The 25909-nt window shown below is 70.9% G+C and carries 25 protein-coding genes; 5 read left to right on the forward strand and 20 right to left on the reverse strand.

Features of this window, described 5'->3' with window-relative positions; genetic code table 11:
• Window positions 1-7: 7 nt before the first annotated feature.
• Window positions 8-2014, reverse strand: coding sequence for a protein meaA (locus tag OG470_RS01005; protein ID WP_328419815.1), 2007 nt, complete (start codon window positions 2012-2014; stop codon window positions 8-10).
• 151 nt (window positions 2015-2165) lie between these two features.
• Here OG470_RS01005 and OG470_RS01010 point away from each other — a divergent pair, with 151 nt between their 5' ends.
• Together OG470_RS01010 and OG470_RS01015 are read left to right on the forward strand one after the other, a co-directional pair.
• Window positions 2166-3017, forward strand: a complete 852-nt coding sequence (locus OG470_RS01010; RefSeq protein WP_328419817.1) for an ABC transporter ATP-binding protein — start codon at window positions 2166-2168, stop codon at window positions 3015-3017.
• Entirely contained in the window at window positions 3014-3859 is an 846-nt protein-coding gene (locus tag OG470_RS01015; RefSeq protein ID WP_328419819.1) for an ABC transporter permease, read from the forward strand. Before OG470_RS01010 ends, OG470_RS01015 begins: the two co-directional genes overlap by 4 nt.
• A 53-nt stretch (window positions 3860-3912) precedes the next feature.
• Here the strand turns inward: OG470_RS01015 and OG470_RS01020 are convergent, their stop codons facing one another.
• Together OG470_RS01020 and murA are read right to left on the reverse strand one after the other, a co-directional pair.
• Window positions 3913-4761, reverse strand: a complete 849-nt coding sequence (locus OG470_RS01020) for a 3-hydroxyacyl-CoA dehydrogenase family protein (protein ID WP_328419821.1) — start codon at window positions 4759-4761, stop codon at window positions 3913-3915.
• Window positions 4762-4870: 109 nt separating this feature from the next.
• Window positions 4871-6310, reverse strand: coding sequence for a UDP-N-acetylglucosamine 1-carboxyvinyltransferase (gene murA, locus OG470_RS01025; RefSeq protein WP_328419823.1), 1440 nt, complete (start codon window positions 6308-6310; stop codon window positions 4871-4873).
• Here murA and OG470_RS01030 point away from each other — a divergent pair.
• Window positions 6309-6881 (forward strand): cob(I)yrinic acid a,c-diamide adenosyltransferase, encoded by a 573-nt coding sequence (locus tag OG470_RS01030; protein ID WP_328419825.1) that lies wholly within the window; start codon window positions 6309-6311, stop codon window positions 6879-6881. The two genes, murA and OG470_RS01030, sit on opposite strands and share 2 nt — an antisense overlap.
• A 485-nt stretch (window positions 6882-7366) precedes the next feature.
• Here the strand turns inward: OG470_RS01030 and OG470_RS01035 are convergent, their stop codons facing one another.
• The 13 genes from OG470_RS01035 to glyA all read right to left on the reverse strand — a co-directional run bounded on the left by OG470_RS01035 (window position 7367) and on the right by glyA (window position 18348).
• Window positions 7367-7822 carry a DUF2550 domain-containing protein gene (locus tag OG470_RS01035; protein WP_328419827.1) on the reverse strand — a complete coding sequence of 152 codons (456 nt, stop codon included), beginning with the start codon at window positions 7820-7822 and terminating at the stop codon, window positions 7367-7369.
• A 12-nt stretch (window positions 7823-7834) separates the two neighbouring features.
• On the reverse strand, window positions 7835-8116 hold the full coding sequence (locus OG470_RS01040; protein ID WP_328419830.1) for a F0F1 ATP synthase subunit epsilon: 282 nt from the start codon (window positions 8114-8116) through the stop codon (window positions 7835-7837).
• 89 nt (window positions 8117-8205) lie between these two features.
• A complete protein-coding gene (locus tag OG470_RS01045; protein ID WP_328419832.1) occupies window positions 8206-9348 on the reverse strand; it encodes an LCP family protein in 1143 nt (380 codons plus the stop codon).
• A gap of 221 nt (window positions 9349-9569) precedes the next feature.
• Window positions 9570-11006, reverse strand: coding sequence for a F0F1 ATP synthase subunit beta (gene atpD, locus OG470_RS01050; RefSeq protein ID WP_328419834.1), 1437 nt, complete (start codon window positions 11004-11006; stop codon window positions 9570-9572).
• Window positions 11006-11935, reverse strand: a complete 930-nt coding sequence (locus OG470_RS01055; RefSeq protein ID WP_328419836.1) for a F0F1 ATP synthase subunit gamma — start codon at window positions 11933-11935, stop codon at window positions 11006-11008. The genes atpD and OG470_RS01055 overlap by 1 nt, the downstream gene beginning before the upstream one ends.
• 4 nt (window positions 11936-11939) lie before the next feature.
• Window positions 11940-13592, reverse strand: coding sequence for a F0F1 ATP synthase subunit alpha (gene atpA, locus OG470_RS01060; protein ID WP_328419838.1), 1653 nt, complete (start codon window positions 13590-13592; stop codon window positions 11940-11942).
• A gap of 117 nt (window positions 13593-13709) precedes the next feature.
• Entirely contained in the window at window positions 13710-14531 is an 822-nt protein-coding gene (locus tag OG470_RS01065) for a F0F1 ATP synthase subunit delta (protein ID WP_328419840.1), read from the reverse strand.
• Window positions 14531-15070: a F0F1 ATP synthase subunit B gene (locus OG470_RS01070; RefSeq protein ID WP_328419842.1), complete on the reverse strand. Its 540-nt coding sequence runs from the start codon at window positions 15068-15070 to the stop codon at window positions 14531-14533. Before OG470_RS01070 ends, OG470_RS01065 begins: the two co-directional genes overlap by 1 nt.
• A 26-nt stretch (window positions 15071-15096) precedes the next feature.
• A complete protein-coding gene (locus OG470_RS01075) occupies window positions 15097-15339 on the reverse strand; it encodes a F0F1 ATP synthase subunit C (RefSeq protein WP_328419844.1) in 243 nt (80 codons plus the stop codon).
• Window positions 15340-15405: 66 nt separating this feature from the next.
• Window positions 15406-16203: a F0F1 ATP synthase subunit A gene (gene atpB / locus OG470_RS01080; protein WP_328419846.1), complete on the reverse strand. Its 798-nt coding sequence runs from the start codon at window positions 16201-16203 to the stop codon at window positions 15406-15408.
• A gap of 11 nt (window positions 16204-16214) precedes the next feature.
• Window positions 16215-16451: an AtpZ/AtpI family protein gene (locus OG470_RS01085; protein WP_030488045.1), complete on the reverse strand. Its 237-nt coding sequence runs from the start codon at window positions 16449-16451 to the stop codon at window positions 16215-16217.
• Between the two features lie 189 nt (window positions 16452-16640).
• A complete protein-coding gene (locus OG470_RS01090) occupies window positions 16641-17066 on the reverse strand; it encodes a hypothetical protein (protein ID WP_328419849.1) in 426 nt (141 codons plus the stop codon).
• Window positions 17059-18348, reverse strand: coding sequence for a serine hydroxymethyltransferase (glyA, locus tag OG470_RS01095; RefSeq protein WP_328419851.1), 1290 nt, complete (start codon window positions 18346-18348; stop codon window positions 17059-17061). Before glyA ends, OG470_RS01090 begins: the two co-directional genes overlap by 8 nt.
• A gap of 35 nt (window positions 18349-18383) precedes the next feature.
• Between glyA and OG470_RS01100 the strand changes: the two genes are divergently transcribed.
• Window positions 18384-19847 (forward strand): SDR family oxidoreductase, encoded by a 1464-nt coding sequence (locus OG470_RS01100; protein ID WP_328419853.1) that lies wholly within the window; start codon window positions 18384-18386, stop codon window positions 19845-19847.
• On the opposite strand, the gene OG470_RS01105 is transcribed toward OG470_RS01100, so the two are convergent.
• The 4 genes from OG470_RS01105 to prmC form a co-directional block, all read right to left on the reverse strand.
• Entirely contained in the window at window positions 19844-21958 is a 2115-nt protein-coding gene (locus OG470_RS01105) for a transglycosylase domain-containing protein (protein ID WP_328419855.1), read from the reverse strand. The two genes, OG470_RS01100 and OG470_RS01105, sit on opposite strands and share 4 nt — an antisense overlap.
• 106 nt (window positions 21959-22064) lie before the next feature.
• Window positions 22065-22676 carry an arsenate reductase/protein-tyrosine-phosphatase family protein gene (locus OG470_RS01110; protein WP_328419857.1) on the reverse strand — a complete coding sequence of 204 codons (612 nt, stop codon included), beginning with the start codon at window positions 22674-22676 and terminating at the stop codon, window positions 22065-22067.
• On the reverse strand, window positions 22677-23324 hold the full coding sequence (locus OG470_RS01115; RefSeq protein WP_328426063.1) for an L-threonylcarbamoyladenylate synthase: 648 nt from the start codon (window positions 23322-23324) through the stop codon (window positions 22677-22679). It abuts the gene before it with no gap.
• Complete coding sequence (prmC, locus tag OG470_RS01120) at window positions 23324-24271, reverse strand: peptide chain release factor N(5)-glutamine methyltransferase (RefSeq protein ID WP_328419859.1); 948 nt, start codon at window positions 24269-24271, stop codon at window positions 23324-23326. The genes OG470_RS01115 and prmC overlap by 1 nt, the downstream gene beginning before the upstream one ends.
• Window positions 24272-24343: 72 nt before the next feature.
• Here prmC and OG470_RS01125 point away from each other — a divergent pair, with 72 nt between their 5' ends.
• Window positions 24344-25891, forward strand: a complete 1548-nt coding sequence (locus OG470_RS01125; RefSeq protein ID WP_328419861.1) for a GGDEF domain-containing protein — start codon at window positions 24344-24346, stop codon at window positions 25889-25891.
• The last annotated feature ends 18 nt before the right edge of the window (window positions 25892-25909 follow it).

Below are 25909 nucleotides of genomic sequence, written 5' to 3' on the forward strand. Positions count from 1 at the left end.
CACCCGCTCAGGGCAGGTCGTTGGCGCGACGGATGACCGTCACCAGGTCGTCGATGATGCTGGTGAGGGCGAAGTCCTTCGGGGTGAAGACCCGGGCCACCCCGGCGGCCCGCAGCGTGTCGGCGTCGCCTGCGGGGATGATGCCGCCAACGACCACCGGCAGGTCCGCCCGGCCGGCGGCGCGCAGCCCGTCGAGCACCGCCGGTACGGCGGCCAGGTGCGAGCCGGAGAGCACGGAGAGCCCGACCAGGTCGACGTCCTCCTCCACGGCGGCGGCGACGATCTGCCCGGCGGTCAGCCGGATGCCCTGGTAGACGACCTCGAAGCCGGCGTCGCGGGCGCGTACCGCGATCTGTTCGGCCCCGTTGGAGTGCCCGTCCAGGCCGGGCTTGCCGACCAGCAGCCGCAGCCGGCCGCTGCCCAGCTCGCGGGCGGTGGCGGTGACCCGCTCGCGGACGTCCGCGAGGCCGGGGTCGCCGCCGGTCCCGGTGGCGCCGGCCAACCCGGTGGGCGCTCGGTACTCGCCGAAGACCTGGCGCAGCGCGCTGGCCCACTCGCCGGTGGTCACCCCGACCCGCACGCACTCCAGGGTGGCCGGCATCAGGTTCGTAGTGATCGCGGCGTCCGCACGGAGCCGGGCCAGGGCCGCGTCGACGGCCGCACCGTCCCGGTCGGCTCGCCACCGGCGTACGCCCTCGGCGGCGGCGGCCTCGACCGCAGGGTCCACCTGCTCGACCGCTTCCGCTCCGGCCCCGGTGAGCGGGGAGGGCTCGGTCTCGGCGAACCGGTTGACCCCGACCACCACATCGGCGCCGGACTCTATCCGGCGGCGACGCTCGGCCAGCGAGGTGACCAGCGCGCTCTTGAGGTAGCCGGTCTCCACGGCGGCGACCACACCGCCCAGCTCCAGCACCTTGTCCAGCTCGACCCGGGCTCCGGTGACGATCTCGTCGACCAGCGCGGTCATCACGTGCGAGCCGGCGAAGAGGTCGGGGTATTCGAGCAGGTCCGACTCGTACGCCAGGACCTGCTGCATCCGCAGCGACCACTGCTGGTCCCACGGGCGGGGCAGGCCGAGTGCCTCGTTCCAGGCGGGCAGTTGCACGGCGCGGGCCCGGGCGTCGCGGGACATCGTCACGCCGAGCATCTCCAGCACGATGCGTTGGATGTTGTTCTCCGGCTGCGCCTCGGTCAGGCCGAGCGAGTTGACCTGCACGCCGTAGCGGAACCGGCGCTGCTTGGCCTCGGTGACCCCGTACCGGTCGCGGGTGATCTCGTCCCAGAGCACGCCGAACGCGCGCATCTTGGCGATCTCCTCGACGAAGCGCACCCCGGCGTTGACGAAGAACGAGATCCGCTGCACCACGTCGCCCATCCGCTCGGCGGGCACCTGGCCAGAGTCGCGCACGGCGTCGAGCACGGCGACGGCGGTGGCCAGCGCGAAGCCGACCTCCTGCACCGGCGTGGCACCGGCCTCCTGGAGGTGGTACGAGCAGATGTTGACCGGGTTCCAGCGCGGCATCTCGCGCAGCGTGTACGCCACCACGTCGGCGGTGAGCCGCAGCGACGCAGCCGGCGGGAAGATGTACGTCCCCCGGGACAGGTATTCCTTGATGATGTCGTTCTGGGTGGTGCCGGCGCAGCGGGCCAGCTCGGCGTCCTGCTCCAGCCCCACGGTGCCGTACAGGGCGAGCAGCCACATCGCCGGGGCGTTGATGGTCATCGAGGTGTTCATCTCGGCCAGCGGGAGGCCGTCGAAGAGCGCCCGCATGTCGCCGAGGTGGGCCACCGGCACGCCGACCCGGCCGACCTCACCGGCGGCCAGTTCGTGGTCGGGGTCGTACCCGGTCTGGGTGGGCAGGTCGAAGGCGACCGAGAGCCCGGTCTGCCCCTTCGCCAGGTTGCGGCGGAAGAGGGCGTTGGTCGCGGCGGCCGAGGAGTGGCCGGCGTAGGTGCGCATCACCCACGGGCGGTCCCGCTCGGGCAGCCGCCCCGAAAGTGCCTTCTCGTCCATGGCCGGAGTTTAAGTTACCGTTCAGTAAAACGGGCTGTGGAAAACCACACAGGTCCATGTCGCGGACGTCCGGGTGCGAAGTGCCCGCAGTGGCGCGGATCGACACACCCCGGGCGCCGCTCCGCCCCAGCAAGGACGCACACTGGACGCCATGGATGACGAGCTGGCCATCTCCGTCCGGGGGTTGCGCAAGGCGTACGGCGGCAACGTGGCGGTGGCGGGCGTGGACCTCGACGTCCACCGTGGCGAGGTGTTCGCTCTGCTCGGCCCGAACGGTGCCGGCAAGACCACCACGGTGGAGATCCTGGAGGGCTACCGGCGCCGGGATGCCGGCGAGGTCTCCGTGCTCGGCGCGGACCCGGCCCATCCGGACCCGGGCTGGCGATCCCGGGTGGGCATCGTGCTCCAGGGCACCGGCGAGTTCGACGAGCTGACCGTGGCCGAGGTGATCCGGCACTTCTCCGGCTTCTACCCCGACGCCGACGACCCGGACAAGGTGATCGAGCGGGTCGGGCTGGCCGGTAAGGCGAAGGCCCGCACGCACACCCTCTCCGGCGGGCAGAAGCGCCGCCTCGACGTGGCGCTCGGCATCATCGGCCGCCCCGAGCTGCTCTTCCTCGACGAGCCGACCACCGGCTTCGACCCGGAGGCGCGCCGCGAGTTCTGGGAGCTGATCCGCGACCTCGCCGCGGCCGGCACCACCATCGTGCTGACCACCCACTACCTGGACGAGGCGGAGGCGCTGGCCGACCGGGTCGGCGTGATCAGCGGCGGCCGGTTGGTCGAGGTGGCCGCGCCGAACCGGCTGGGCAACCGGCAGGAGGCGCTGGCGACGGTCTCCTGGCGTACCCCGGACGGGACGCCGGAGAGCGCGCAGAGTGCCACGCCGACGGCCCTGGTGGCCGAGCTGGCCGCGCGCTACGGCGGCGAGGTCCCCGGGCTCACCGTGACCCGGCCGACCCTGGAGGACGTCTACCTCACGATGATCGGACACGCGCGATGACGACCACGACGAAGCCGGCGACGCCGGTCGCCGCGACCCCGGGCCGCCAGCCGGGCGTCGCCGCGCTCGCCCTGCGGCAGGGCCGGCTGGAGATCACCCAGTTCCTACGTAGCCGGGAGTCCGTGGTCTTCACGATGGGCTTCCCGATCATCATGATCCTGATCTTCGCTTCGATCTTCAGCGGGGAGATCGGCGGCGGGGTCAAGTACACCCAGTACTTCATCACCGGCATGATCGCGACCGGCCTGATGACCGTGAGCTTCCAGAACCTCGGCATCTGGATCCCGATCGAGCGGGACCGGGGCGTGCTCAAGCGCTACCGCGGCACGCCGATGCCCAAGTGGGTGTGGTTCGCCGGCAAGGTGATCATGGTGGTGGCGATCGGCATCGCCGAGACCGCGCTGCTGCTGGCGGTCGCGGTGGGGCTGTTCGACCTCGACCTGCCCGGCACCGCCGGGAAGTGGTTCACCTTCGGCTGGGTCTCCGTGCTCGGTGTCACCGCCTGCACCCTGTGCGGCATCGCCATCTCGTCGCTGGCCCGCACCGCCCGCAGCGGCTCGGCGGTGGTCACCCCGGTGGCCCTGGTGCTCCAGTTCGTCTCCGGCGTGTTCTTCATCTTCACCGACCTGCCCACCTGGATGCAGCAGCTGGCCGCGCTGTTCCCGCTCAAGTGGATGTGCCAGGGGCTGCGATCGGTCTTCCTGCCGTCCAGCTTCGGCTCCCAGGAGCCGGGCGGCTCGTTCGAGCTGGGCCGGGTCGCGCTGATGCTGGCCCTGTGGTGCGTGATCGGCCTGGTTCTCTGCCTGACCACCTTCCGCTGGACCACCAAGCGCGACGGCTGACGCTGAAAAAAGGGGGGCGGGCGCACAGCGCCCGCCCCCTTTCCATGTCCCGCTCAGTACGTGTAGAAGCCCTTGCCGGTCTTGCGGCCCAGGTCGCCGGCGGTGACCATCCGCTGGAGCAGCTCCGGCGGGAAGAACTTCTCGTCCGCCGTGTCGGTGTAGATGTTCTTCGAGGCGTGCAGCAGCACGTCCACGCCGGTCAGGTCGGTGGTGGCCAGCGGGCCCATAGCGTGCCCGAAGCCCAGCCGGCAGGCGGTGTCCAGGTCCTCCGCGGACACCACGCCGGACTCGACCAGCTTGACCGCCTCCACCACCAGGGCGGAGATCAGCCGGGTGGTGACGAAGCCGGCGATGTCCCGGTTGACCACCACGACCGTCTTGCCGATCTCCTCGGCGAAGGCCCGCACGGTGGCCAGCGTGGCGTCACTGGTCTTGTAGCCGCGGACCAGCTCGCAGAGCTGCATCATCGGCACCGGGGAGAAGAAGTGCGTGCCGACGACCGCCTCGGGCCGCTCGGTGACCGCGGCGATCTGGGTGACCGGGATGGCCGAGGTGTTGGTGGCGAGCACCGCGTCGGCCTTGCAGATCTTGTCCAGGGCGCGGAACACCTCGTGCTTGATCTCCAGCCGCTCGAAGACCGCCTCGACCACGATGTCCGCGTCCGCCGCCGCCTCCAGGTCGGTGGTCGGGGTGATCCGGGCGAGCGTCGCCTCGACCTCGGACGCCTCGATCCGGCCCTTCTCGGCGAACTTCTCCAGCGACTTCCGGATGCCGCCGAGCCCCCGGGTGGTGGCCGCCTCGTCCAGATCGCGCAGCGTCACCTGCCAGCCCGCCTGCGCCGCCACCTGGGCGATGCCGGAGCCCATCAGCCCGGCCCCGACGACCGCGAGTCGACCCGCCATCTACTTCTCCCTCGCTGCGATTGAGTGCCTCCCTGCACCCTAGTCGGCGAGCCTGAACGACGGCTAAGGGGCTGTCGGGAGACCCCGCAGCCCCTGGGCCATGTCGGCGTCAGATCTCCAGCGCCGGTTCCTCCGGCGTGGTGCCCCGCTCGACGGCCACCCCGAGCGCGCGCAGGTCGGCCACGAAGTCCGGGTAACCCCGGTCGACGTGGTGCACGTGGGAGACCTCGGTGAGCCCGTCCGCGCAGAGCCCCGCGATGATCAACCCCGCTCCGGCGCGGATGTCGGTGGCCCGCACCGGTGCCCCGGAGAGCCGATCCCGGCCCCGGACCACCGCGTGGTGCCCGTCGGTCTTGATGTCCGCGCCAAGGCGGGCCATCTCGTTGGCGAACATGAACCGGCCGTCGAAGATGTTCTCGGTGATCAAGGAGGCGCCGTCGCTCACGGCGGCCAGCCCGATCGCCATCGGCAGCAGATCGGTGGCGAAGCCGGGGTACGGCAGCGTCACCACGTCCACCGCCCGGGGCCGGTCGTCCATCCGTACCCGGAAGCTGTCTCCCCGCGTCTCGACCAGGCCGCCGGCCGCCACCACCTTGTCCAGCGCGACCTCCAGGTAGGCCGGGTCGAGCCCGGTCACCGTCACGTCGCCGCGGGTCATCGCCGCACCGAACGCCCAGGTGCCGGCGACAATCCGGTCCCCCACCGTGGCGTGCCGCACCGGGCGCAGCCCGGGCACCCCGGTGATCCGCAGGGTGGACGTGCCGGCACCGGAGATCCGCGCGCCCATCTGGTTGAGCATGGTGCAGATGTCGACGATCTCCGGCTCGCGCGCCGCGTTGTCGATCACCGTGGTGCCCTGGGCCAGCACCGCCGCCATCACCAGGTTCTCGGTCGCGCCCACGCTGGGGAAGTCCAGCACGATGTCCGCGCCGCGCAGCCCGTGCGGGGCGGCGGCGATGACGAACCCGTGCTCACCGGAGATGTCCGCGCCCATCCGGGTCAGCCCGGAGACGTGCATGTCCAACCCACGCGAGCCGATCGCGTCGCCGCCCGGGTGGGCCACCCGCACGTACCCCCGGCGGGCCAGCAGGGGGCCGAGCACGCAGATCGACGCGCGCAGCCGGCGGACCAGGTCGTAGTCCGCGTCCGCACCCGGCTGCTCGGGTACGTCGATGGTCACCGACCGGGACCGGGCCACCCCACCTCGGGCGACCATCGGGTCGACGGGGTCGTCCTCGTCGAACCGAACCTCGCAGCCCAGCCGGCGCAGCACCTCCCCCATGATCGCGATGTCGGTGATCCGCGGGACGTTGGTGATCACGCTGCGGCCCGGGGCGAGCAGAGCCGCGGCCATCAGCTTCAACGCCGAGTTCTTGGCACCGACGACGTGCACGGTGCCGGTCAGCCGGGCGTCACCGCGTACCCGGATGACATCGACGTCGTTGACCGCCGGATCGCCCGCGTCGCCGGGGCCCACCACCGCGGGCCAGCCGGCGGTGTCCGGCCGCGCCGGGATCGTCAGGTCCGGTATCCGTAGGCTGTGCGTCATGGCCGTCCACCTCACGCGCATCTACACCAAGGCCGGCGATGCCGGCATGACCAGGCTGAGCAACAACGAACAGGTGCCGAAGAGCGATCCGCGGATCGCCGCGTACGCCGACGTCGACGAGTGCAACGCGGCGATCGGTGTCGCGCTCGCCCTGGGCCAGCTCGACGAGGAACTGCGGGCCGTGCTGGGCTCGGTGCAGAACGACCTCTTCGACGTGGGCGCCGACCTGTCCAACCCGGTCGAGCCGGAGCCGAAGTATCCGCCGCTGCGGGTGACCGAGGAGTACGTCGAGCGCCTCGAGGGCTGGTGCGACGAATACAACGCGCGCCTGAGCAACCTCGACTCCTTTATCCTCCCCGGCGGCACCGCGGGCGCGGCGCTGCTACACGTGGCGCGGACCATCGCCCGGCGTGCCGAACGGGCAGCGTGGGCGCTGGTCAGCCACGATCCGGAGCGGACCAGCACGCTCCCGGCAAAGTATCTCAACCGGCTCTCCGATCTGCTCTTTATCCTGTCAAGAACGGCAAATCCGGCTGGAGATGTGCTATGGGTGCCGGGCGGGAAGCGCTGAACGTCGGCGCGCTGCACCACGTCGAGGTATGGGTTCCCGATCTCGGGGCGGCCACGCGTAGCTAGGCGAGCTGGGCTGGACGGCTCCACCAGGACTGGCCGGCCGGTCGCTCCTGGCGCCTCGGCCACTACCTGGCACTGGAGCGCACGCCGGCGCTCTCCGGTCCGCGGCATGACCGGCTCGCCCCCGCGCTGAACCATCTGGCCTTCCACGCCGGTCCGCCGGCGGGCCGGTGATCGACTCCAGGTCGGCGATATCGGGGTATCCAGGGCAGCGGGACACCCCAACATCGCCGATACCGTGTCGATCATTCCCGACGGAGACCCGGATAGCCGGCCGCCACCGGTCTCGGCAGGGTGAAAAGCGGCGCCTGGACGACGCACAGCGCCTCGGCAGGGTTTCCGGGGAGCCCGCCCGGCGGAGGGATCAAGCCTGACCGCCCGGAGCCGGGCAGGCTCCCCGGAAACCCCCACGGCGAGAGGGAACTAGGCAGCAGGCCAATCTTGGGAGGCCATACGCGGCGAGACCGCCCCCGGAGGGGCGGCCTCGAGCCAGGAGAGGAATCCGGTCACTGTCGACCGCGCCATGGCGATCTCTACCGGTGCGTGGTGACTGGTACAGCGGAGGATCACCCAGTCGGCCGGCATGGAGAGGCGTTCCTGACCCTCCGGCAACCGGCGGCGCTCCACCGCGAGCCCTTTACGGGAGAGCACCCGCTTGGGCCGCAGCGCGAAGCTGAACATCCGGTACCAGCGCAGCTCGTCGCCAGCGAACCGGCCGAAGCCCGGCGACCAGCCGCGGCCGTCGAGCATGGTGGAGACCCGGACACTGAGCCGGATGATGCCACCGCTCCGGGTGACCAGGGCTCGCCGGACGAAGAGAATGAGGAGCGCGCCGAGGATGACTGCGACGCCGATCCCGAATCCCTCGACGATCTCCATCCCCGGTACGGCTCAGTGACTCTGCGCGGAGACCGGGGTCGCGCTCTCGGCCAGGACGATGACACCGTCGGCGCTCACCGAGAGGAAGCCGCCGGCCACCTCGTAGGAGACCTGCTGACCACCGGCGAGCTTGATGCGTACCTGGCCGGGCTCGGCGAGCTGGCCGAGCAGCGGCGCGTGCCCCGGCAGCACGCCGAGCTCACCCTCGGTCGTCCGGGCGACGACCATCTCGGCCTCACCGGACCAGACTTTCTCCTCGACGGCGACGAGCTCGACGTGAAGCTGCTGTGCCACGCTGTCTCCTTGCTGCGGCGACGGATTGCCGAAAGTCTAGTCGGGTGGCCGACGCGCACCCAAGGCGGGTGGGGAGAGCTGCGCCACGGCTACTTGGTCTTGTTCTGGAACTCCGGGTGCTCCAGCAGGAACGGGTCCAGTTGTTCATTGTGCAGGGCGGTGAAGAAGTCCGGTACGCCTGCCTGGAACTGCTCACCCTTGTATTTCGACCCGTCGTAGACGGGACCACCGGGCAGCTTGATCATCTGGATGGTGTTCGGCCGGATGTCCTTCAGGGCGAGCCCGAAGTCGACCACGCTGTTGCCCCGACCGTTGAAGATCAGCGACTGGCCGGCGGCGCGGAGCACCTTGTCCAGCTTGAGCGGGTTGGCCACCACGTCGGCGCTGAACGCCTGCCCGACCATCGCCTTGACGAACTGCTGCTGGTGGCGCTGCCGGCCGTAGTCGGCGTCCGGGACACCGTTCTTCGGGTAGCGCTGCCGGACGTAGTCCAGGGCCTGCCACCCGCTCAGGTGGTGGTTGCCCTTCTTGTAGACCGCCTGCGGGCCGACGTAGCCCTCGCCGCGCGTGTTGCCGGGCCGCGGCGTGCCGTCCGGCTGCTTGTGCTCGGACCTCACTTCGCGCTCGACGTACATGTCGACGCCGCCCATCGCGTCGACGATCTTCTGGAAGCCGGTGAAGTTGATGATCGCGCCGCCGTCGAAGCGCTTGATGCCGGTCACCGTCTGCACCGTGGTGGCCAGCAACTCGAAGCCGCGCGCCGCGTCGGGTTTCCCGCCGGGCACCCGGCTGCCGAACGACATGGCCGCGTTGATCTTGTCCTTGGTGCCGTTGAAGTCCGACTTGCGGAACGGCGGGATGTCGACGTAGAGGTCGCGAGGCAGCGAGAAGAGGTACGCCCGGTCCATCGTTGCCGGCACATGCAGCACCATGATCGAGTCGGCCAGTGGCAACGCCGTCGCATTACGTGGGTCGATACCGACCAGCAGGATGTTGAGCGGGCCCTTGATCTCGGACTTCTTCGCCTGGGCCCCGGCCGCCTGGTCGCCGAAGAGGTCGGCCTTGCCGACCGCGCCCTCGTAGCGGGCCATCAGCACCTCGGTGCCGACCAGCACCGCCCCGCTGAGCATGGTCAGCACCGTGCCGAACACCGTGCAGATCCTGGCCCAGCGCGGCACACCCCGCCAGATGGACGACTTGCGGCCACTCTTGCTGGCCTTACCCACGAGCATCTCCGTTCGTTACGCCCACGAGAAGGAGACGGGCGCACGTCGCCGAAAGGTTGCAAAGATCAACGCTCGTTCAAGTGAACGTGCGGAAGAACCGTATCTCGGGTGGCGCGCAACCGACGACCGCGAGAAACGGACTGCGGCGATGGTAAGGCCTGAAGATGAACAAAAGACTGCCCCGGCATTGCCGGGGCAGTCTTTTGGGTCAGCTCTGGTCGGAGCTGTCAGTCCTTCATCAGTTCCTCGGCCTTGCGCTCCAGGTCCTCAAGACCGCCGCACATGAAGAACGCCTGCTCGGGGAAGTGGTCGTACTCCCCCTCGCTGATCTTGCGGAACGCCTCGATGGTCTCCTTGATCGGGACCGTCGAGCCCGGCACGCCGGTGAACTGCTCCGCAGCGTAGGTGTTCTGCGACAGGAAGCGCTCGATCCGCCGCGCGCGCTGCACGGTGATCTTGTCTTCCTCGGAGAGCTCCTCGATGCCGAGGATGGCGATGATGTCCTGCAGGTCGCGGTAGCGCTGCAGGATCCGCTTGACCTCGGTGGCGACCTGGAAGTGCTCGGCGCCGACGAACTCCGGGGCGAGGATCCGGGACGAGGACGCCAGCGGGTCCACGGCCGGGTAGATGCCCTTGTCGGAGATCGACCGCTCCAGGTTGGTGGTCGCGTCCAGGTGGGCGAACGTGGTGGCCGGGGCGGGGTCGGTGTAGTCGTCCGCCGGCACGTAGATCGCCTGCATGGAGGTGATGGCCTGGCCCCGGACGGAGGTGATCCGCTCCTGGAGCTCGCCCATCTCGTCGGCCAGGGTCGGCTGGTAACCCACCGCGCTCGGCATCCGGCCGAGCAGGGTGGAGACCTCCGAACCCGCCTGGGTGAAGCGGAAGATGTTGTCGATGAAGAGCAGCACCTCCTGCTTCTTCACGTCACGGAAGTACTCGGCCATGGTCAGCGCGGAGAGCGCCACCCGCAGCCGGGTGCCCGGCGGCTCGTCCATCTGGCCGTAGACCAGCGCGGTCTTGTCGATAACGCCGGACTCGGTCATCTCGGCGATGAGGTCGTTGCCCTCACGGGTGCGCTCACCCACGCCGGCGAAGACCGAGGTACCACCGAAGTTACGGGCCACTCGGGTGATCATCTCCTGGATGAGCACCGTCTTGCCCACACCCGCGCCGCCGAACAGGCCGATCTTGCCGCCCTTGACGTACGGGGCGAGCAGGTCGATGACCTTGATGCCGGTCTCCAGCATCTCGGTCTTCGGCTCCAGGTCGGCGAAGGCCGGGGCCTTGCGGTGGATGCCCCACCGGTCGTCGGCCTGGATGGTCTCGCCCTCGGTGAGGTTGAGGCACTCGCCGATCGCGTTGAACACGTGCCCCTTCACCGCGTCGCCCACCGGCACGGTGATCGGCTCGCCGCGGTCACGCACCACCGCGCCGCGGACGAGGCCGTCCGTCGGCTGCATCGAGATGGCGCGGACCAGGTTGTCACCCAGGTGCTGGGCGACCTCCAGGGTCAGCGTCTTCTCACCGCCGGACAGGTGCACGTCCACGTTCAGGGCGTTGAACAGGGCCGGCATGGCGTCGCGCGGGAACTCGGCGTCGACGACCGGGCCGATGACCCGGACCACGCGACCCGTGGCCGTCTTGGTCTCTACTGGTGCAGTCATCACACTTCACTTCCCGACGCGGCCAGCGCGTTGGCGCCGCCGACGATCTCGCTGATCTCCTGGGTGATCCCGGCCTGCCGGGCCGAGTTCATCTCACGCGTGTACTTGTCGATCATTTCTTCGGCGTTGTCGGTGGCGCTCTTCATCGCCCGCCGCCGTGCCGCCGACTCACTCGCCGCCGACTCGATCAACGCCGCGTAGATCCGCGTGTTGATGTACCTCGGCAGGAGCGCGTCAAGCAGCGCCTCCGCCTCCGGCTCGAACTCGTACGCCGGCAGCAGCCCCTCGGAGCGCGGCCGGTCCTCGACCTGCATCGGCCCGATGACCTTGGTGACCGGGGTCTGCGTCATCAGCGACTGGAACTCGGTGTAGACGATGTGCAACTCGTCGACGCCGAGCACCCCGTCCGCACCGGCGCTGCCGTCGACGTCGTCCGCACCGGCCGTGAACGCCTTGATCAGCGTCTCACCGACCGTACGGGCGTCCTCGAACGACGGCTGCTCGCTGAACCCGGTCCAGTTCGCCTCCATCGGCCGACCGCGGAACCGGTAGAACCCGACGCCCTTACGCCCGATGACGTAGAGCACCGGCTCCTTGCCGTCCGCCCGGAGCCGCGCGATCAGCGACTCCGCCTTCCTGATCGCGTTGGAGCTGTAGCCGCCGGCCAGGCCACGGTCGCTGGTGACCAGCAGGACGCCCGCCCGCTGGACCCGCTCGCGCGGGGTCAGCAGCGGGTGGTCGATCCGCGCGTTGGACGCCAGCGCCGTGAGCACCCCGGTGATGGCCTGGGCGTACGGCAGGGACGCCTGCACCCGGGCCTGGGCCTTGGCGATCCGGCTCGTCGCCACGAGCTCCATCGCCTTGGTGATCTTCTTCATCGACTTCGCCGAGCGGATTCGTTGACGAAGAACGCGTACCTGAGCCGCCACGGGATCAGCTCTCGGCCGGGCGGTCGGTCGTGCCGTCGCGGAAGCGGGTCACCGTCTCGCGGTTCTCCTCGCCCTCCAGCGGCGCGGCCGGCGCGTCGTTGATCCGACGCTCGTCGGCCTTGCCGAGGAAGACCTGCTTGAACTCGCTGATCGCGGTGTCCAGGGAGCCGATGATCTCATCGTTCCACTGGTTGTCGGCGATCCCGGCCAGCACACCCGCGTGCTTGTGCCGCAGGTACTGGAGGAACTCCGACTCGAAGCGCCGGACCTCACCCACCGGGATGTCGTCCAGCTTGCCCTCGACGCCGGCCCAGACCGAGACGACCTGCTCCTGCACCGGGTACGGCGAGTAGTTCGGCTGCTTGAGCAGCTCGACCAGCCGCGAACCGCGGTCCAGCTGGGCCCGGGAGGCCCGGTCCAGGTCGGAGGCGAAGGCGGCGAACGCCTCCAGCTCGCGGTACTGGGCCAGGTTGAGCCGCAGCGAACCGGCGACCTTCTTCATCGGCTTCACCTGCGCGGCGCCACCGACCCGGGAGACCGAGGTGCCGACGTTGATCGCCGGACGGACGCCCTGGTTGAACAGGTCGGTCTCCAGGAAGATCTGGCCGTCGGTGATCGAGATGACGTTGGTCGGGATGAAGGCCGAGATGTCGTTGGCCTTCGTCTCGATGATCGGCAGACCGGTCATCGAGCCGCCACCCAGCTCGTCGGAGAGCTTCGCGCAGCGCTCCAGCAGGCGGGAGTGCAGGTAGAAGACGTCACCCGGGTACGCCTCACGGCCCGGCGGGCGACGCAGCAGCAGCGACACGGCCCGGTACGCCTCGGCCTGCTTGCTCAGGTCGTCGAAGACGATCAGGACGTGCTTGCCGCCGTACATCCAGTGCTGCCCAATGGACGAGCCGGTGTACGGGGCGAGGTACTTGAAGCCGGCCGGGTCGGAGGCCGGGGAGGCGACGATGGTGGTGTACTCCATCGCGCCCGCCTCCTCCAGCTGGCCCTTGATCGAGGCGATCGTGGAGGCCTTCTGGCCGATGGCGACGTAGATGCAGCGAACCTGCTTCTTCGGGTCGCCGGTGCGCCAGTTGTCCCGCTGGTTGAGGATGGCGTCCAGGGCGACCGTGGTCTTGCCGGTCTTCCGGTCACCGATGATCAGCTGCCGCTGACCCCGACCGATCGGGGTCATCGCGTCGATGGCCTTGATGCCGGTCTGCAGCGGCTCGTCAACGGACTGCCGGGCCATCACGTTCGGAGCCTGCAGCTCCAGCTCGCGGAAGCCCTCGTTGGGGATGTCACCGAGCCCGTCGATCGGCTGGGCGAGCGCGTTGACCACGCGGCCGAGGAAGGCGTCGCCGACCGGGACGGAGAGGACCCGTTCGGTGCGCTTGACGCGCTGCCCCTCCTCCAGCTTGGCGGAGTCACCGAGAACGACGACACCGATCTCCCGGACGTCGAGGTTCAACGCCACGCCGAGCGTGCCGTCCTCGAACTCCAGGAGCTCGTTGGTCATGGTCGAGGGCAGGCCCTCGACGTGGGCGATTCCGTCGCCGGTGTCGGCGACGGTGCCGACCTCCTCGCGGGAGACGTCGGACGAGTAGGAGGAGACGTAGCGCTCCAGGGCGCCGCGGATCTCCTCCGTCGAGATGGTCAGCTCGGCCATCCTCTGCTTCCTTAAAATTCAGGGGCCCGGGATACCTAGTACCGACCGGTCCGAATGGCGTCTGTCAATCCGGGCGCTGCGCGGCGGAGCCGCCCCAACGTTGGGCGGCGGAGCTGCTCAGCGCTTCGCGAGCGCGTTGCGGGTCTCGTTGAGCCGACGCAGGATGGTGCCGTCGTACAGGTCGGAGCCGACCCGCACGCTCATGCCACCCAGGACGTCGGGGTCCACCGTCTGCCTGACGGAGACCTCTCGACCGTATATCGCGGTGAGGCTCGCACCCAGCCGCCGCTCGTCCTCGTCACTCAACGGGGCCGCGACGGTCACGTACGCCACCTGCCGGTCGCGTCGCTCGGCGGCGAGCTCGACCAGCCGGGTGAGCGCCCCGATGAAGGAGCGTCCGCCGAACCCGCCCAGCGCCACCTCGACGAGGCGGACGGTCACCGGACGAGCCTTGTCGGCGAGCAGCTCGCGAGCCAGGGAGGCCCGCTGCTCGACCGGGGCGACCGGGTCGGCCAGCGCGTTGCTCAGCGCCGACTGACCCGCCACGACCTGGCCGAAGCGGAACAGCTCGTCCTCGACCTCGCCGAGGTCGCCGGCCTTGTCGGCGCTGGCCAGCAGCGCCTCCACGCCCAGCCGCTCGGCGCCGTCGAGCAACTCCGACGGTGCCGACCAACGGCCGGAGACCAGCGACACGAGCAGGTCGAGCGCGTCGACGCCGATCCGGCCGCCCAGCATGTCACCGAGCAGAGCGCCGCGGTCCTCGCCGGAACGGGCCGGCTCGGACAGCGCCCGGCGCAGCCGCGGCTCACGCCGCAGCAGGGTGGCGACGGAGAGGACGGCGTCAGCGGTGGAGGCCACCGCCGACGGCTCCGCGCCGCGGACGTACGCGTCGAGGCTCTCGGCCGCGATCTTGTACGACTCCCGGCTGGCGGCCTGCATCAGCGGGCCCCCGTGCTCTCAAGACCGCTCAGGAACCGGTCGACGGTGCCCTTGCGCCGCGCCTCGTCGGCCAGCGACTCGCCGACGATCTTGCTGGCCAGGTCCACCGCGATGGTGCCGACCTCGGTGCGCAGCTCGCGCACGATGGTGGCCCGCTCGGCGGCGAGCTGATCCTTGCCGGCCGCGATGATCCGGTCGGATTCCTCCCGCGCCTTGGCGAGAACGTCCTGCCGGATCCCCTCGGCGTCGGCCCGGGCGTCGTCGCGGATCTTGGCGGCGTCGGTCCGGGCTTCGGCGAGCTGGGCACGGTACTGCTCGAGCAGCTGGTTCGCCTCGGCCTGGGCGGCCTCGGCGCGCTTGATGCCACCCTCGATCGCGTCGACCCGAGCCTGGAACGTCTGCTCCATGCGGGGGAAGACGAACTTCATCAGCACGAAGCAGAGCACAGCGAAGGCGACCGTACCGACCACGATCTCCTGCCAGAGCGGGATGATCGGGTTGTGGGTCGACTCACCACCCTCAGCGGCGAGGAAATACATGGTTACCTCCCAGTCGAGGGGCGGAATCAGCTAGCAGTGCCGGCCCAGATGAAGCCGAAGGCGATGCCCAGCAGCGCGAGCGCCTCGATGACGGCGAAGCCGATCCAGACGTACGGCAGGGTCATCCGGGACGACTCCGGCTGGCGGGCGGTCGACTGGATGTAGGCGGCGAAGACCAGGCCAACGCCGATGCCCGGGCCGATGGCGGCGAGGCCGTAGCCGATGGCAGCGGTGCTACCGGTGACCTCGGCGAGAACGCTAGCGTCCATTGGTGTGGTTCCTCCTGGGTATCACGCGTGACTCTCACGCGGGACGACAACGGATGGTGCGGTGGATCAGTGCTCTTCGGCGAGCGCGCCCTGCACGTAGCTGGCGGTGAGGACGGTGAAGACGTAGGCCTGCAGGCAGATCACCAGGAACTCAAGGAAGGTGAGCGCGATGGTCATCACCCAGGAGAGCACCGAGACCGGAGCCAGCCAGGCGTTGGCGCTCAGCATGGCGAAGCCGCCGAGCGTGAAGACCAGCAGGAGCATGTGGCCGGCGAACATGTTCGCGAAAAGACGAACCGCGAGCGAGAACGGCCGGACGAGGAAGGTCGAGAAGAACTCGATCGGGATCAGCAGCGGCAGGATGTACCAGGGTGCCGGCGGGATCAGGGAGTTCCGCACGTACTTCTTGAAGCCGTGGTGCTTGATGCCGATGTAGTTGAACAGCACGTAGCTGATCACCGCGAGGATCGCCGGGAAGGCGATGTGCGAGTTCGGCGAGATCTGGAAGAACGGGATGATCGCGAACGCGTTCGTCAGCAGCACGAAGCAGAACAGCGACGTGAAGTACGGCGCGAACCGCACCCCCGCGTGCCCGATCATGTCGACCGCGATGTTGTTCCGTACGAAGCCGTAGATCGACTCGGCGAACCACTGCTTCTTGGTCGGCACCAGTTGCGGGTTCCGGTAGCTCGCCAGGAAGAAGATGATCAGGACGCCGACCGCGATCCAGACCATCGCCGTGATCTTGGTGAACCAGTATGAGTCGTGCGCACCCCAGGGCAGGATGCTGGGCAGGTAAAAGTCCTCCACACTGGGTGGGAATGCCGCCTGGCCCGCTGCCAGAACGTTCGCCTGTCCGAACACCGCGTCCCTTCCTAAGTAGGCGTGCCGAGCCGGCGGACGACGAGGATGATTCCCCCGGCCATGCCGAGCACGACGCCGATCCCGGTGGCGACGCCGCCGGTGTCGAGCCACTGGTCAACCAGCCAGCCGATGAAACCCCACACGAGCATGCCTCCGATGAGGTAGCTGAGCGCGGTCCAACCCTGACCGGCGCCGGACGGAATGTCGTCCGGTTCGCCGGCGGGACGGGGGGTTTGGTCACCAGCCATGACGGGGCGAACGATATCAGCCGGGAAGACGAGGCTGTGCCTCACCCCCCGCACAACCGTCGTTGTGTGGGCATCTCGGGGGCGCCGTCGTCTGTGGGCACGCTACTCCCCTTCCGCCCATGAGAGAATGACCGATGGCCGACAGCTTGTCGCGCGTCCGATGGATGGGACGAGCGGCCGATTGCCAGGTCAGCTACGCGATCGTCGGGCGTGCACGGTGGTCAACCACCAGATGTGCACCGCCGTCCACACTGCCACGCCGGCGACGATGCCGAGGCAGAGCGGGACCAACCCGGGCCAGCCCGTCGACGCCACCGCCACCATCACCACACCCAGCAGGGTGAACTTCAGCGCGTACAGGCCCAGCCCGAGCGGCAGCATCAGCTGTGGGTTGATCCGGTCCGCCCAGGCCAGCACCACGGTGGTGAGGGTGTAGCTGAAGACCGTGACACCGACACCGGCCGCCGCGCCGAACGCGGCCGTCATGCCGCCGGTCACCCCGCCGACCACTGCGGCCAGCGCGGCCAGCGCCACCGACGCGGTCAGGAGCACCGGCAGGTGCCGCAGCCGCCAGCGCCGGTCGGCGTCGGGCTCGACCACCCCGGGCTCAGCCACGGGGGTACGCCGGGAACGCGGCAACCAACTCGGCCACCTCGGCACCGATCCGGGCCAGCTCGTCCGCGCCGCCCGGCACGCCGGGATCGGCGCGTACCGCCCGGGCGATCAGGCCGGCGACCTGCCGCAGCTCCCCCTCCCGCATGCCCTGGGTGGTGACGGCGGGCGTGCCCACCCGGATGCCGGAGGCGACCATCGGCGGCTGCGGGTCGTACGGGATCGCGTTTTTGTTCAGGGTGATCGACGCGGCATCGCAGCGACTCTCGGCCTCGGCGCCGGTGACCCCCACCTCGCGCAGGTCGATCAGGGCGAGGTGGGTGTCGGTGCCGCCGGACACCGGGCGCATCCCCTCGGCGGCCAGCCCGGCGGCGAGCGCCTGGGCGTTGCGGACCACCTGACCGGCGTACGTCTGGAACTCGGGCTGGGCGGCCTCACGCAGCGCGACCGCCTTGGCCGCGACCGCGTGCATCAACGGGCCGCCCTGGGTGAACGGGAAGACCGCCTTGTCGATCCGCTGGGCCAGCGACTCCCGGCAGAGGATCATGCCCCCGCGTGGGCCGCGCAGCACCTTGTGGGTGGTGGCGCAGACGACGTCGGCGTACGGCACCGGGGACGGGATCGCCCGCCCGGCGACCAGGCCGATGAAGTGCGCCGCGTCCACCATCAGGTACGCACCGACCTCGTCGGCGATCTCCCGGAACCGGGCGAAGTCGATCAGCCGGGAGTAGGCGGTGGCGCCGCAAATGATCATCTTGGGCCGGTGCGTCAGGGCCAGGTCCCGTACCTCGTCGTAGTCGATCAGCTCGGTGTCCCGCCGGACGGTGTACCCGACCGTGGCGAACCACTTGCCGGAGAAGTTCACCCGACTGCCGTGCGTCAGGTGCCCGCCGTGCGGCAGGTCCATCGCCAGCACCGTGTCCCCCGGCTGCACCAACGCGGCGTACGCGGCCAGGTTGGCGCTAGCCCCGGAGTGCGGCTGGAGGTTGGCGTGCTCGGCGCCGAAGAGCTCCTTCGCCCGGGCGATGCCGATCTCCTCGGCCCGGTCGACCTCGGCGCAGCCACCGTAGTAGCGCCGACCCGGGTAGCCCTCGGCGTACTTGTTGGTCAGCGTCGAACCGAGCGCGGCCAGCACCGCTGGCGAGGTCAGGTTCTCGCTCGCGATCAGCTGCAGGCCGCTGCGCAGCCGGTCCAACTCGCCGAGGACCACCCCGGCGATCTCCGGGTCGGTGGCCCTGAGCTGCGCGAAATCCGGCCCCCAGAAGGTGCTCGTCTCGGTGTCCACAGCGAAGGAGTCTAGGGGGCCGCACACTGGGAACCGTGAGATGCCTGGTCACCGGAGCCACGGGATACATCGGCGGGCGGCTGACGCCGCTGCTGCTCGCCGACGGGCACACCGTGCGCTGCCTGGCGCGGAAGGCCGTGCGGCTGCGCGACGTGCCCTGGGCGTCGGCGGCCGAGATCATCGAGGGGGACCTGAGCCGGCCGGAGACGCTGCCCGCCGTGTTCGCCGACGTGGACGTCGCCTACTTCCTGGTGCACTCGCTGGGCCGGGCCGACTTCGAGGCGACCGACCGCACGGCGGCGACCAACTTCGCGGCGGCGGCCCGCGAGGCCGGCGTACGCCGGATCATCTACCTGGGCGGCCCGGAGCCGGCGTCGCACGAGGAGGTGCCCTCCCCGCACCTGCGGTCCCGGGCCGAGGTGGGCCGGATCCTGCTGTCCAGCGGAGTGCCCACGGCGGTGCTCCGGGCCGCGGTGATCATCGGCTCCGGCTCGGCGTCGTTCGAGATGCTGCGCTACCTGACCGAGCGACTGCCCGCCATGGTCACCCCACGCTGGGTGAGCAACCGGATCCAGCCGATCGCGGTCCGCGACGTGCTGCGCTACCTGGCTGGCTGCACCGCGCTGCCGGCGGAGGTCAACCGGGGCTTCGACATCGGCGGGCCCGACGTGCTCACCTTCGGCGACATGATGCAGCGCTACGCCTCGGTGGCCGGGCTGCGCCGGCGGGTCATCGTGCCGGTCCGCCTGCTCACCCCGTCGCTCTCGTCGCACTGGGTCGGCCTGATCACCCCGGTGCCGAACGCCATCGCCCGCCCGCTGGTGGACAGCCTGGTCCAAGAGGCGGTCACGCACGAACACGACATCGCCCGGTACGTGCCCGACCCGCCGGGCGGCCTGATCGGCTTCGACCAGGCCGTCGCGCTGGCGCTGGCCAAGGTGCGCGACGCCCAGGTGGAGACCCGTTGGTCGACCGCGAGCGGCCCGGACGCGCCCGCCGAGCCGCTGCCCAGCGACCCGGCCTGGTCCGGCGGCACCGCCTACACCGACGTCCGGGAACAGGCGGTGAACGCGCCACCGGAGGCGCTCTGGCGGGTCATCGAGGGCGTCGGCGGCGAGCACGGCTGGTACTCGTTTCCGCTCGCCTGGTCGGTTCGCGGCTGGCTGGACCGGCTGATCGGCGGGGTCGGGCTGCGTCGCGGCCGGCGCGACCCGCACCGCCTGCAGGTCGGCGAGGCGCTGGACTTCTGGCGGGTCGAGGAGATCATCCCGGGCGAGTTGCTGCGGCTGCGCGCCGAGATGCGGCTGCCCGGCCGGGCCTGGCTGGAGATGCGGGTGCTGCCGACCGACGACGGACGCAGCCGCTACCACCAGCGCGCCGTCTTCCTGCCGCGCGGGTTGGCCGGGCACACCTACTGGGGGTCGGTGGCCCCGTTCCACGCCGTGGTCTTCGGCGGAATGGCCCGCAACATCGCCCGCAACGCCGAACACCTGGGTTAGTTGCCGGTTCGGGGTTCGGTGACCTGGAAGGCGGCCCGTTCGCTCGGCGGGACGAAGTCCCGCACCGGCTGGCCGCGCAGGCCGATGGCGAGCACCTCGCCGACGGCATCCACCATCTGGGCCTGCACCGCCTGACCGACGGCGTCGCGTGGGTTGTCCGGGTTGGCAGCCATCGAGGCGACCGCGAGCTGCGGGGTGAACGCCACCACCGTCTCCACCTCGTACCGATCCGAGCTGCCGGTCTTGCCCGCCACCGGACGGCCGAGCTTGGCCCGGAAGTCGCCCGCGGTGGCGCCGTCGCAACGTCCGTACATCGACTGGTCGCCGACCGGGCAGCGAGCCGCGTCGGTGGCCGCCCGGGCCACGTCGGTGTCGATCACCTGCCGGCAGTCCGGCTTGGCGGCGTCGACCGGCCGGCCGGCCGAGTCGGTGATCGAGACCACCGGCAGCGGCGCGCACCAGGTCCCCTCGGCCGCCACCGTGGCGTACGCAGTGGCCAGGTCGAGTGGGGTGGTCGCGGCCACGCCCAGGGTGAACGGGCCCCAGTTCTTCGCCCCGTACCGGGCCAGCCGGGCATCGGAGTCGGCGCGCAGCACGATGCCGAGCCGCTCGGCCATCTCCACCACCCGGTCGGCGCCCACCTGCTCGGTGAGCCAGGCGAAGTAGGTGTTCACCGAGCGCCCGAACGCGGTCCACATGGTGCGCCGGCCGTCCATCACCGAGGGGCTGGAGTTCTCCGGGCACCAGCGGCCGTCGCAGCTCGCCTCACCGGTCGCCGCGTAGCGGGTGACCAGCCGGCTCGGCGAGTCGAAGTCGGTCGACAGCGGCAGGCCGGACTCCAGCGCGGCCAGCATGGTGAAGAGCTTGAACGTGGACCCACCCTGGTACCCCTCGATCGCCCCGCCGCCGGCCACCAGCTGGTTCACCGTGTTCGGGTGGTTCTTCTGCCCGACCGGGTTGTCCGCCACGCCGTAGCTGCGATTCACCGACATCGCCAGCACCCGGCCCGTGCCGGGCTGCACCACGGCGGTCGGCATGGCCCGGGCATTGGTCGGCTTGTAGATTTTCAGCACCTGCTCGGTGGTGGCCCGCTGGATCCCCGGGTCCAGCGAGGAGACGATGGAGAATCCGCCCCGGCGCAGCGTGCGCTGCCGCTCGTCGGCGCTCGACCCGAACGCCGACTGACTGCTCCACCATTTGGTGAACCAGTCGCAGAAGAAGCCCCAGTCGTTGTGCCCGTTGGGCACCGCGGTGCAGTCGTTCGGGGTCTCGCTGGGCCGCAGCTCCAGCGCCTCGGCCCGGGCCGCCGCCGCCGCCTCCACCGACACCTGGCTCGACTCCACCAGTTGGTCCAGCACGTACCCCCGTCGCTGCAGCGCACTGTCGGCGTCGCCGTTGATCGGGTCGTCGCTGTCCGGCGACCGGACCAGACCGGCCAGCATCGCGGCCTGGGCCAGGGTCAGCTCGGCCGGGGACCGCGAGAAGTAGCGCTTGCTGGCTGCCGCGATGCCGTACGCCCCGGCGCCGAAGTAGGCGATGTTGAGGTAGCGGGCGAGGATCTCCTCCTTGTTCAGCTCGCGCTCCAGCGCCAGCGCGTACCGCATCTCCTGGACCTTGCGGGCGGTGGTGACCTCGGTGGCCGCGTCGCGCTGCCGCTCGGTCAGCCGCGGGTCGCTGCGGAGCACGTTGCGGACGTACTGCATGGTCAGCGTGGAGGCGCCCTGCCGGGTGTGGCCGTCACGCTTGTTCACCGTGAACGCGCGCACCACGCCTCGCAGGTCCACCCCGCTGTGCTGGTAGAACCGGACGTCCTCGGCGGCCACGATCGCCTGGCGCATCACCGGGGCGACCTCGTGCAGCGGCACGTCCACCCGGTCCTCCTGGTAGAAGGAGGTGATCAGGGTGGTGCCGTCGTTGGCGTAGAGGTTGGAGCGCTGGGCGGTGGGCGGAGTGCGCAGCGTGTTCGGCAGCTCCGAGTAGGGCGTGGAGAGGGCGCTGAAGCCGATCCCGAAGACCAGGGCCGCGGGCAGTGCGGCCGCTGCCAGCACCAGCCCGGCCAGCACACCGGCAATCAACACGGTCAGCAGTTTGTCGAGTCGGGCCCGGATCATCAGCTCTCCCCGCAGGAGCCGGTCACGCTAGGACCCGTTCAGAATGACCCGGAACGCCCCTTTCGCCCCGGGTTTTCCCCAAACCCGGAGGAAATTCGCACGACGCTCAGGGCAGCAGCGCGCCGGCCAGCGGGTGGACCGTCTCCTCGATCTCGTCGGCAACCCGGCTGAAGCACTGGTCGCCACGACCCCACGGGTCGTCCAGATCATCGGTGGGCAGCGACGAGGCGCCCAACCGGGCGCTGTGGGCCGCCGCTACCAGGGCCATGCCCCGGGCGTACACCGCCTCCGGGGTCGCCTCGGCCGGCGGCAACGCGGCGGCGTCCACCGCGGCCAGCAGCCGACCGAACTCACCCAGCACGAACGTGCGGGCCGCCGCGTCCGGACGCAGCGCCACCACGTACTCCTGCTGGTCGGCGGTCGCGGTCAGGACCAGGTCGGCGGCGTCGATGTGGTCCGAGCGCAGCTTGCGCGCGGCGAACCCCTCGACGTCCCCACCCCGGCCGGTCACCTGCCGCGCCGCCGGCGGGTTCATCTCCTCGCCGGCGTGCCAGCCGCCGGTGCCCGCGCTGTGGCTGTGCATTAGCTCCTCGGCCCGGGCCGGGTCCTGCTCGCGCCGGGCCAACCGCTCCCGCACCGCGAGGGCCAGCAACCGCTCCGCCATCGGCGAGCGGCAGATGTTGCCCATGCAGACGTGCAGAACGGTGAAGGGGGGCACTCAGACCCCCTGGCCGTCAATGAGGTCCGGCACCACGTCGCGCAGCTTCTCCAGCGGGATCGCACCGGCCCGCAGCAACTGCGGCACCTCGCCGGTCAGGTCCACGATCGTGCTCGGCACCGGGTCCGGGCAGGGCCCGGCCTCCAGGTACGCACGCACCGAGTAGCCGAGCTGGTCGCGGGCCTCCTCGGCGGTGACCGCGGCGGGCTGGCCTGTCTTGTTGGCCGAGGAGACCGCCATCGGGCCGGTCTCCCGCAGCACCTCCAGCGCCACCGGGTGCAGCGGCATCCGCACCGCCACCGTGCCCGACTTGTCGCCGAGGTCCCACTGCAGGCTCGGCGAGTGCTCGACCACGATCGTCAGCGCACCCGGCCAGAACGCCTCCACCAGGTCTCGCGCTGCGCTGGGCAGCGAGAAGACCAACCCGTCCAGGGTGTGCCGCGAGCCGATCAGGACCGGCGGCGGCATCTGCCGGCCCCGGCCCTTCGCGTCCAGCAGCGCCTTGACCGCGTACGGGGTGAACGCGTCCGCGCCGATGCCGTAGACAGTGTCCGTTGGCAGGACGACCAGCTCGCCGTTCTTGACCGCCTCGATGGCCGCAGCGATGCCGCGGTCCCGATCGGCGGGCGATCGGCAGTCGTAGAGCATCACGAGGAGTCAGTCTGCCACGCCGGGCCGGCCGTGGCGTGCTGGCCGTCCGCCCGTCGGGACGCGGTCGCGTACCGGGGGCGGCCGGTGAGGTCCAGATGCTCCGTGACGTCGGCGAACCGGCCGTCCGCGGCGAGCAGCCCGGGCACCGCCGCGCCGTGCGTGTCGTCGTGCTCGACCGCGAACCCGCCGCCGGGACGCAGCAGCGCCGCCGCCCTGGTGATGACCGGCCGGATCACCGCCAGACCGTCCGCGCCGCCGAAGACCGCCTCCGCCGGGTCATGCCCGGCCACCTCCGGAGGCACGACCACGTCGGCCGGTACGTACGGCGGGTTGCAGAGCAGCACGTCCACCCGGCCGACCAGGTCGGCCAGCAGGTCCGGTGCGGTGACGTCGGCCTCGACCACCTCGATCGGGCGGTCCCCCGCCGCGGCCCGCTCCGCCGCGTTGCGGCGCAGCCAGCTCAGCGCCGCCGGGGACCGCTCCACCGCGACCACCCGCGCCCCCGGCAGCTCCTGGGCTACCGCCAGTGCGATCGCGCCGGAGCCGCTGCACAGGTCCACCACCAGCGGGTCCGGCAGACCCCGGGCCTGCTCGACGCCCCAACCGGCCAGCAGCTCGGTCTCCGGCCGGGGCACGAAGACGCCCGGGCCGACCACCAGCTCCAGGTGCCGGAAGCCGGCGAGCCCGGTCAGATGCTGCAACGGCTCCCGGGTGGCGCGGCGGCGCACCAGCTCGTCGAGCCGGTCCGCCTGGTCGTCGGTTAGGTCGTCGGCGAGGGCCAGCCGGCCCCGGGGCACCCCCAGCACGTACGCCGCCAACAGTTCGGCCTCCGCGCGGGCCGGACCCACCCCGGCGGCGGCGAGCACCCGGGCCGCCCGGGCCACCGCGGCGGACGGACGGAGCCGGCCTGTCCCTTCGGGGGGGTGTTGCGGCAGAGTGGTCACGTCATAATCATGAAGCGTCGCGGGGGACGCCATGAACGGGTGCGACCATGCGCACACGACGGGAGGTTGCGAGTGGGCTGGCTCGACCGGGTCGATGACCAGGTTGACGCCCTCACGCGCGCTCGGGCGTTGCAGGAGGCCAGTCGCTCCGCGGAGGCGTACGCCCTGCTGGAGCGGGTGATCCGCAGCACCACGGACCCGGCGGCGCGAGCGGACGCCCTGGTGCAGCGCCTCTCCGCGTTGATCAATCTTGGTCGGACGGCGGAGTTCACCCGGGCCATCGAGGAGGCCTCGGCGGCCGTCCGCGACCTCGCCGAGCCCTACCTGCACGGCCACCTCAACGCGCTGGCCGCGCTCGCCGCACACCACCAGGGAGCACTGGACCGCTGCGTCACCCACCTGGTCAAGGCCGCCCGGGCGCTGGGCGCCGTGGAGGACCCGGACCGGGACACCGCCTGGGGCTGGCACGACCTCGCCATGGCCTACAGCTATCTCAGCTTCCACGGGTACGCCCTGGGTGCGATCGAACGTGCCCGGCAGCTCGGGCTGACCTCCGGGATCCCGGAGGAGACGTTCGCCGCGCCGGGGATCCGGCTGCGCAACGCCGTGGCGCTGGACCACAACGGCGACAGCGACGGCTGCCTGCGGGTGCTCCGGGACGTGGCCGCCGACCTGGCCCGGTTCGTCCGCACCGGGCGGGCCGGCCGGCTGCGCCCGAGCAGCCTCGCCGCGTACGGGTACGCGGCGGCCCGACAGGCCGCGCTCGGCGACCGGGTGGAGTCCGCCCCGGACACCGAGCCGTCCCGGCTGCTCGGCCACGGCGGGGACAGCGCCCGGGCCCGCGACATGCGGCAACTCGGGCTGGTCTGCCTGGCCGTGGCCGACGGACGGCCGATCGAGGCGGTCACCCGGCTGGACACCATCCGGGTGTCCACCGAGACGCTGGGCGCCGCCGAGCCGGCCCGGCTGCGCAGCATCGCGCTGACCCGTGCCGGGGACCACCTGGCGGCGCACCGGGCCGACCGGCTGGCGTTCCGGCTCGCCGCACAGCGCAACGACCGGCTGCGCGACGTCTACATCGACGGCATCGCCGCCCGGATCGACCACGAGGAGATGCGCCGGGAGGCGGCGCGGTTCGAGGGCGAAGCCCTGACCGACCCGCTCACCGGGCTGCCCAACCGGCGACGGTTGGAGCGGTACATCACCGCCGTGGTCACCCGCGGCGAGCGGGTGGTGATCGGCGTCTGCGACCTGGACGGCTTCAAGGCGGTCAACACCCGGCACGGGCACCACTCGGGCGACCTGGTGCTCCAACGCATTGCCGGGGTGATCAACAGGGTGATGCGCCGGGGTGACTTCGTGGCCCGCTACGGCGGTGACGAGTTCGTGGTGGTGCTGCCCGACACCGGCATGGCCGAGGCCTCCGAGGTGGCCCGCCGGATCGAAGCGGCGGTCAGCGCGGAGGACTGGGAGTCGCTGGTGCCCGGCACCCCGGTCGGGGTGAGCATCGGCTTCGCCGAGGTCTCCGGCGGCGGCGGGCTACGCGACGCGCTCAGCGTCGCCTTCGAACAGGCCGACCGGGAGATGCTGCGCGCGAAGTCCCGTCCGCGCGCGAGCTGACCGCCGGCCGGTCGGCCG

It is taken from the genome of Micromonospora sp. NBC_00389, from assembly GCF_036059255.1.
Taxonomy (GTDB): domain Bacteria; phylum Actinomycetota; class Actinomycetes; order Mycobacteriales; family Micromonosporaceae; genus Micromonospora.

Excerpts from the sequence above, each read along its gene's own strand:
- murA (WP_328419823.1), bottom strand. The coding sequence starts at position 6,310 with ATGACGCACAGCCTACGGATACCGGACCTGACGATCCCGGCGCGGCCG.
- OG470_RS01010 (WP_328419817.1), top strand. The coding sequence starts at position 2,166 with ATGGATGACGAGCTGGCCATCTCCGTCCGGGGGTTGCGCAAGGCGTAC.
- OG470_RS01115 (WP_328426063.1), bottom strand. The coding sequence starts at position 23,324 with ATGCTCTACGACTGCCGATCGCCCGCCGATCGGGACCGCGGCATCGCT.
- OG470_RS01015 (WP_328419819.1), top strand. The coding sequence starts at position 3,014 with ATGACGACCACGACGAAGCCGGCGACGCCGGTCGCCGCGACCCCGGGC.
- OG470_RS01030 (WP_328419825.1), top strand. The coding sequence starts at position 6,309 with ATGGCCGTCCACCTCACGCGCATCTACACCAAGGCCGGCGATGCCGGC.
- OG470_RS01065 (WP_328419840.1), bottom strand. The coding sequence starts at position 14,531 with ATGCAGGCCGCCAGCCGGGAGTCGTACAAGATCGCGGCCGAGAGCCTC.
- OG470_RS01070 (WP_328419842.1), bottom strand. The coding sequence starts at position 15,070 with ATGTATTTCCTCGCCGCTGAGGGTGGTGAGTCGACCCACAACCCGATC.
- OG470_RS01045 (WP_328419832.1), bottom strand. The coding sequence starts at position 9,348 with ATGCTCGTGGGTAAGGCCAGCAAGAGTGGCCGCAAGTCGTCCATCTGG.
- OG470_RS01020 (WP_328419821.1), bottom strand. The coding sequence starts at position 4,761 with ATGGCGGGTCGACTCGCGGTCGTCGGGGCCGGGCTGATGGGCTCCGGC.
- atpD (WP_328419834.1), bottom strand. The coding sequence starts at position 11,006 with ATGACTGCACCAGTAGAGACCAAGACGGCCACGGGTCGCGTGGTCCGG.
- OG470_RS01035 (WP_328419827.1), bottom strand. The coding sequence starts at position 7,822 with ATGGAGATCGTCGAGGGATTCGGGATCGGCGTCGCAGTCATCCTCGGC.
- OG470_RS01075 (WP_328419844.1), bottom strand. The coding sequence starts at position 15,339 with ATGGACGCTAGCGTTCTCGCCGAGGTCACCGGTAGCACCGCTGCCATC.
- OG470_RS01085 (WP_030488045.1), bottom strand. The coding sequence starts at position 16,451 with ATGGCTGGTGACCAAACCCCCCGTCCCGCCGGCGAACCGGACGACATT.
- atpA (WP_328419838.1), bottom strand. The coding sequence starts at position 13,592 with ATGGCCGAGCTGACCATCTCGACGGAGGAGATCCGCGGCGCCCTGGAG.
- OG470_RS01005 (WP_328419815.1), bottom strand. The coding sequence starts at position 2,014 with ATGGACGAGAAGGCACTTTCGGGGCGGCTGCCCGAGCGGGACCGCCCG.
- OG470_RS01105 (WP_328419855.1), bottom strand. The coding sequence starts at position 21,958 with ATGATCCGGGCCCGACTCGACAAACTGCTGACCGTGTTGATTGCCGGT.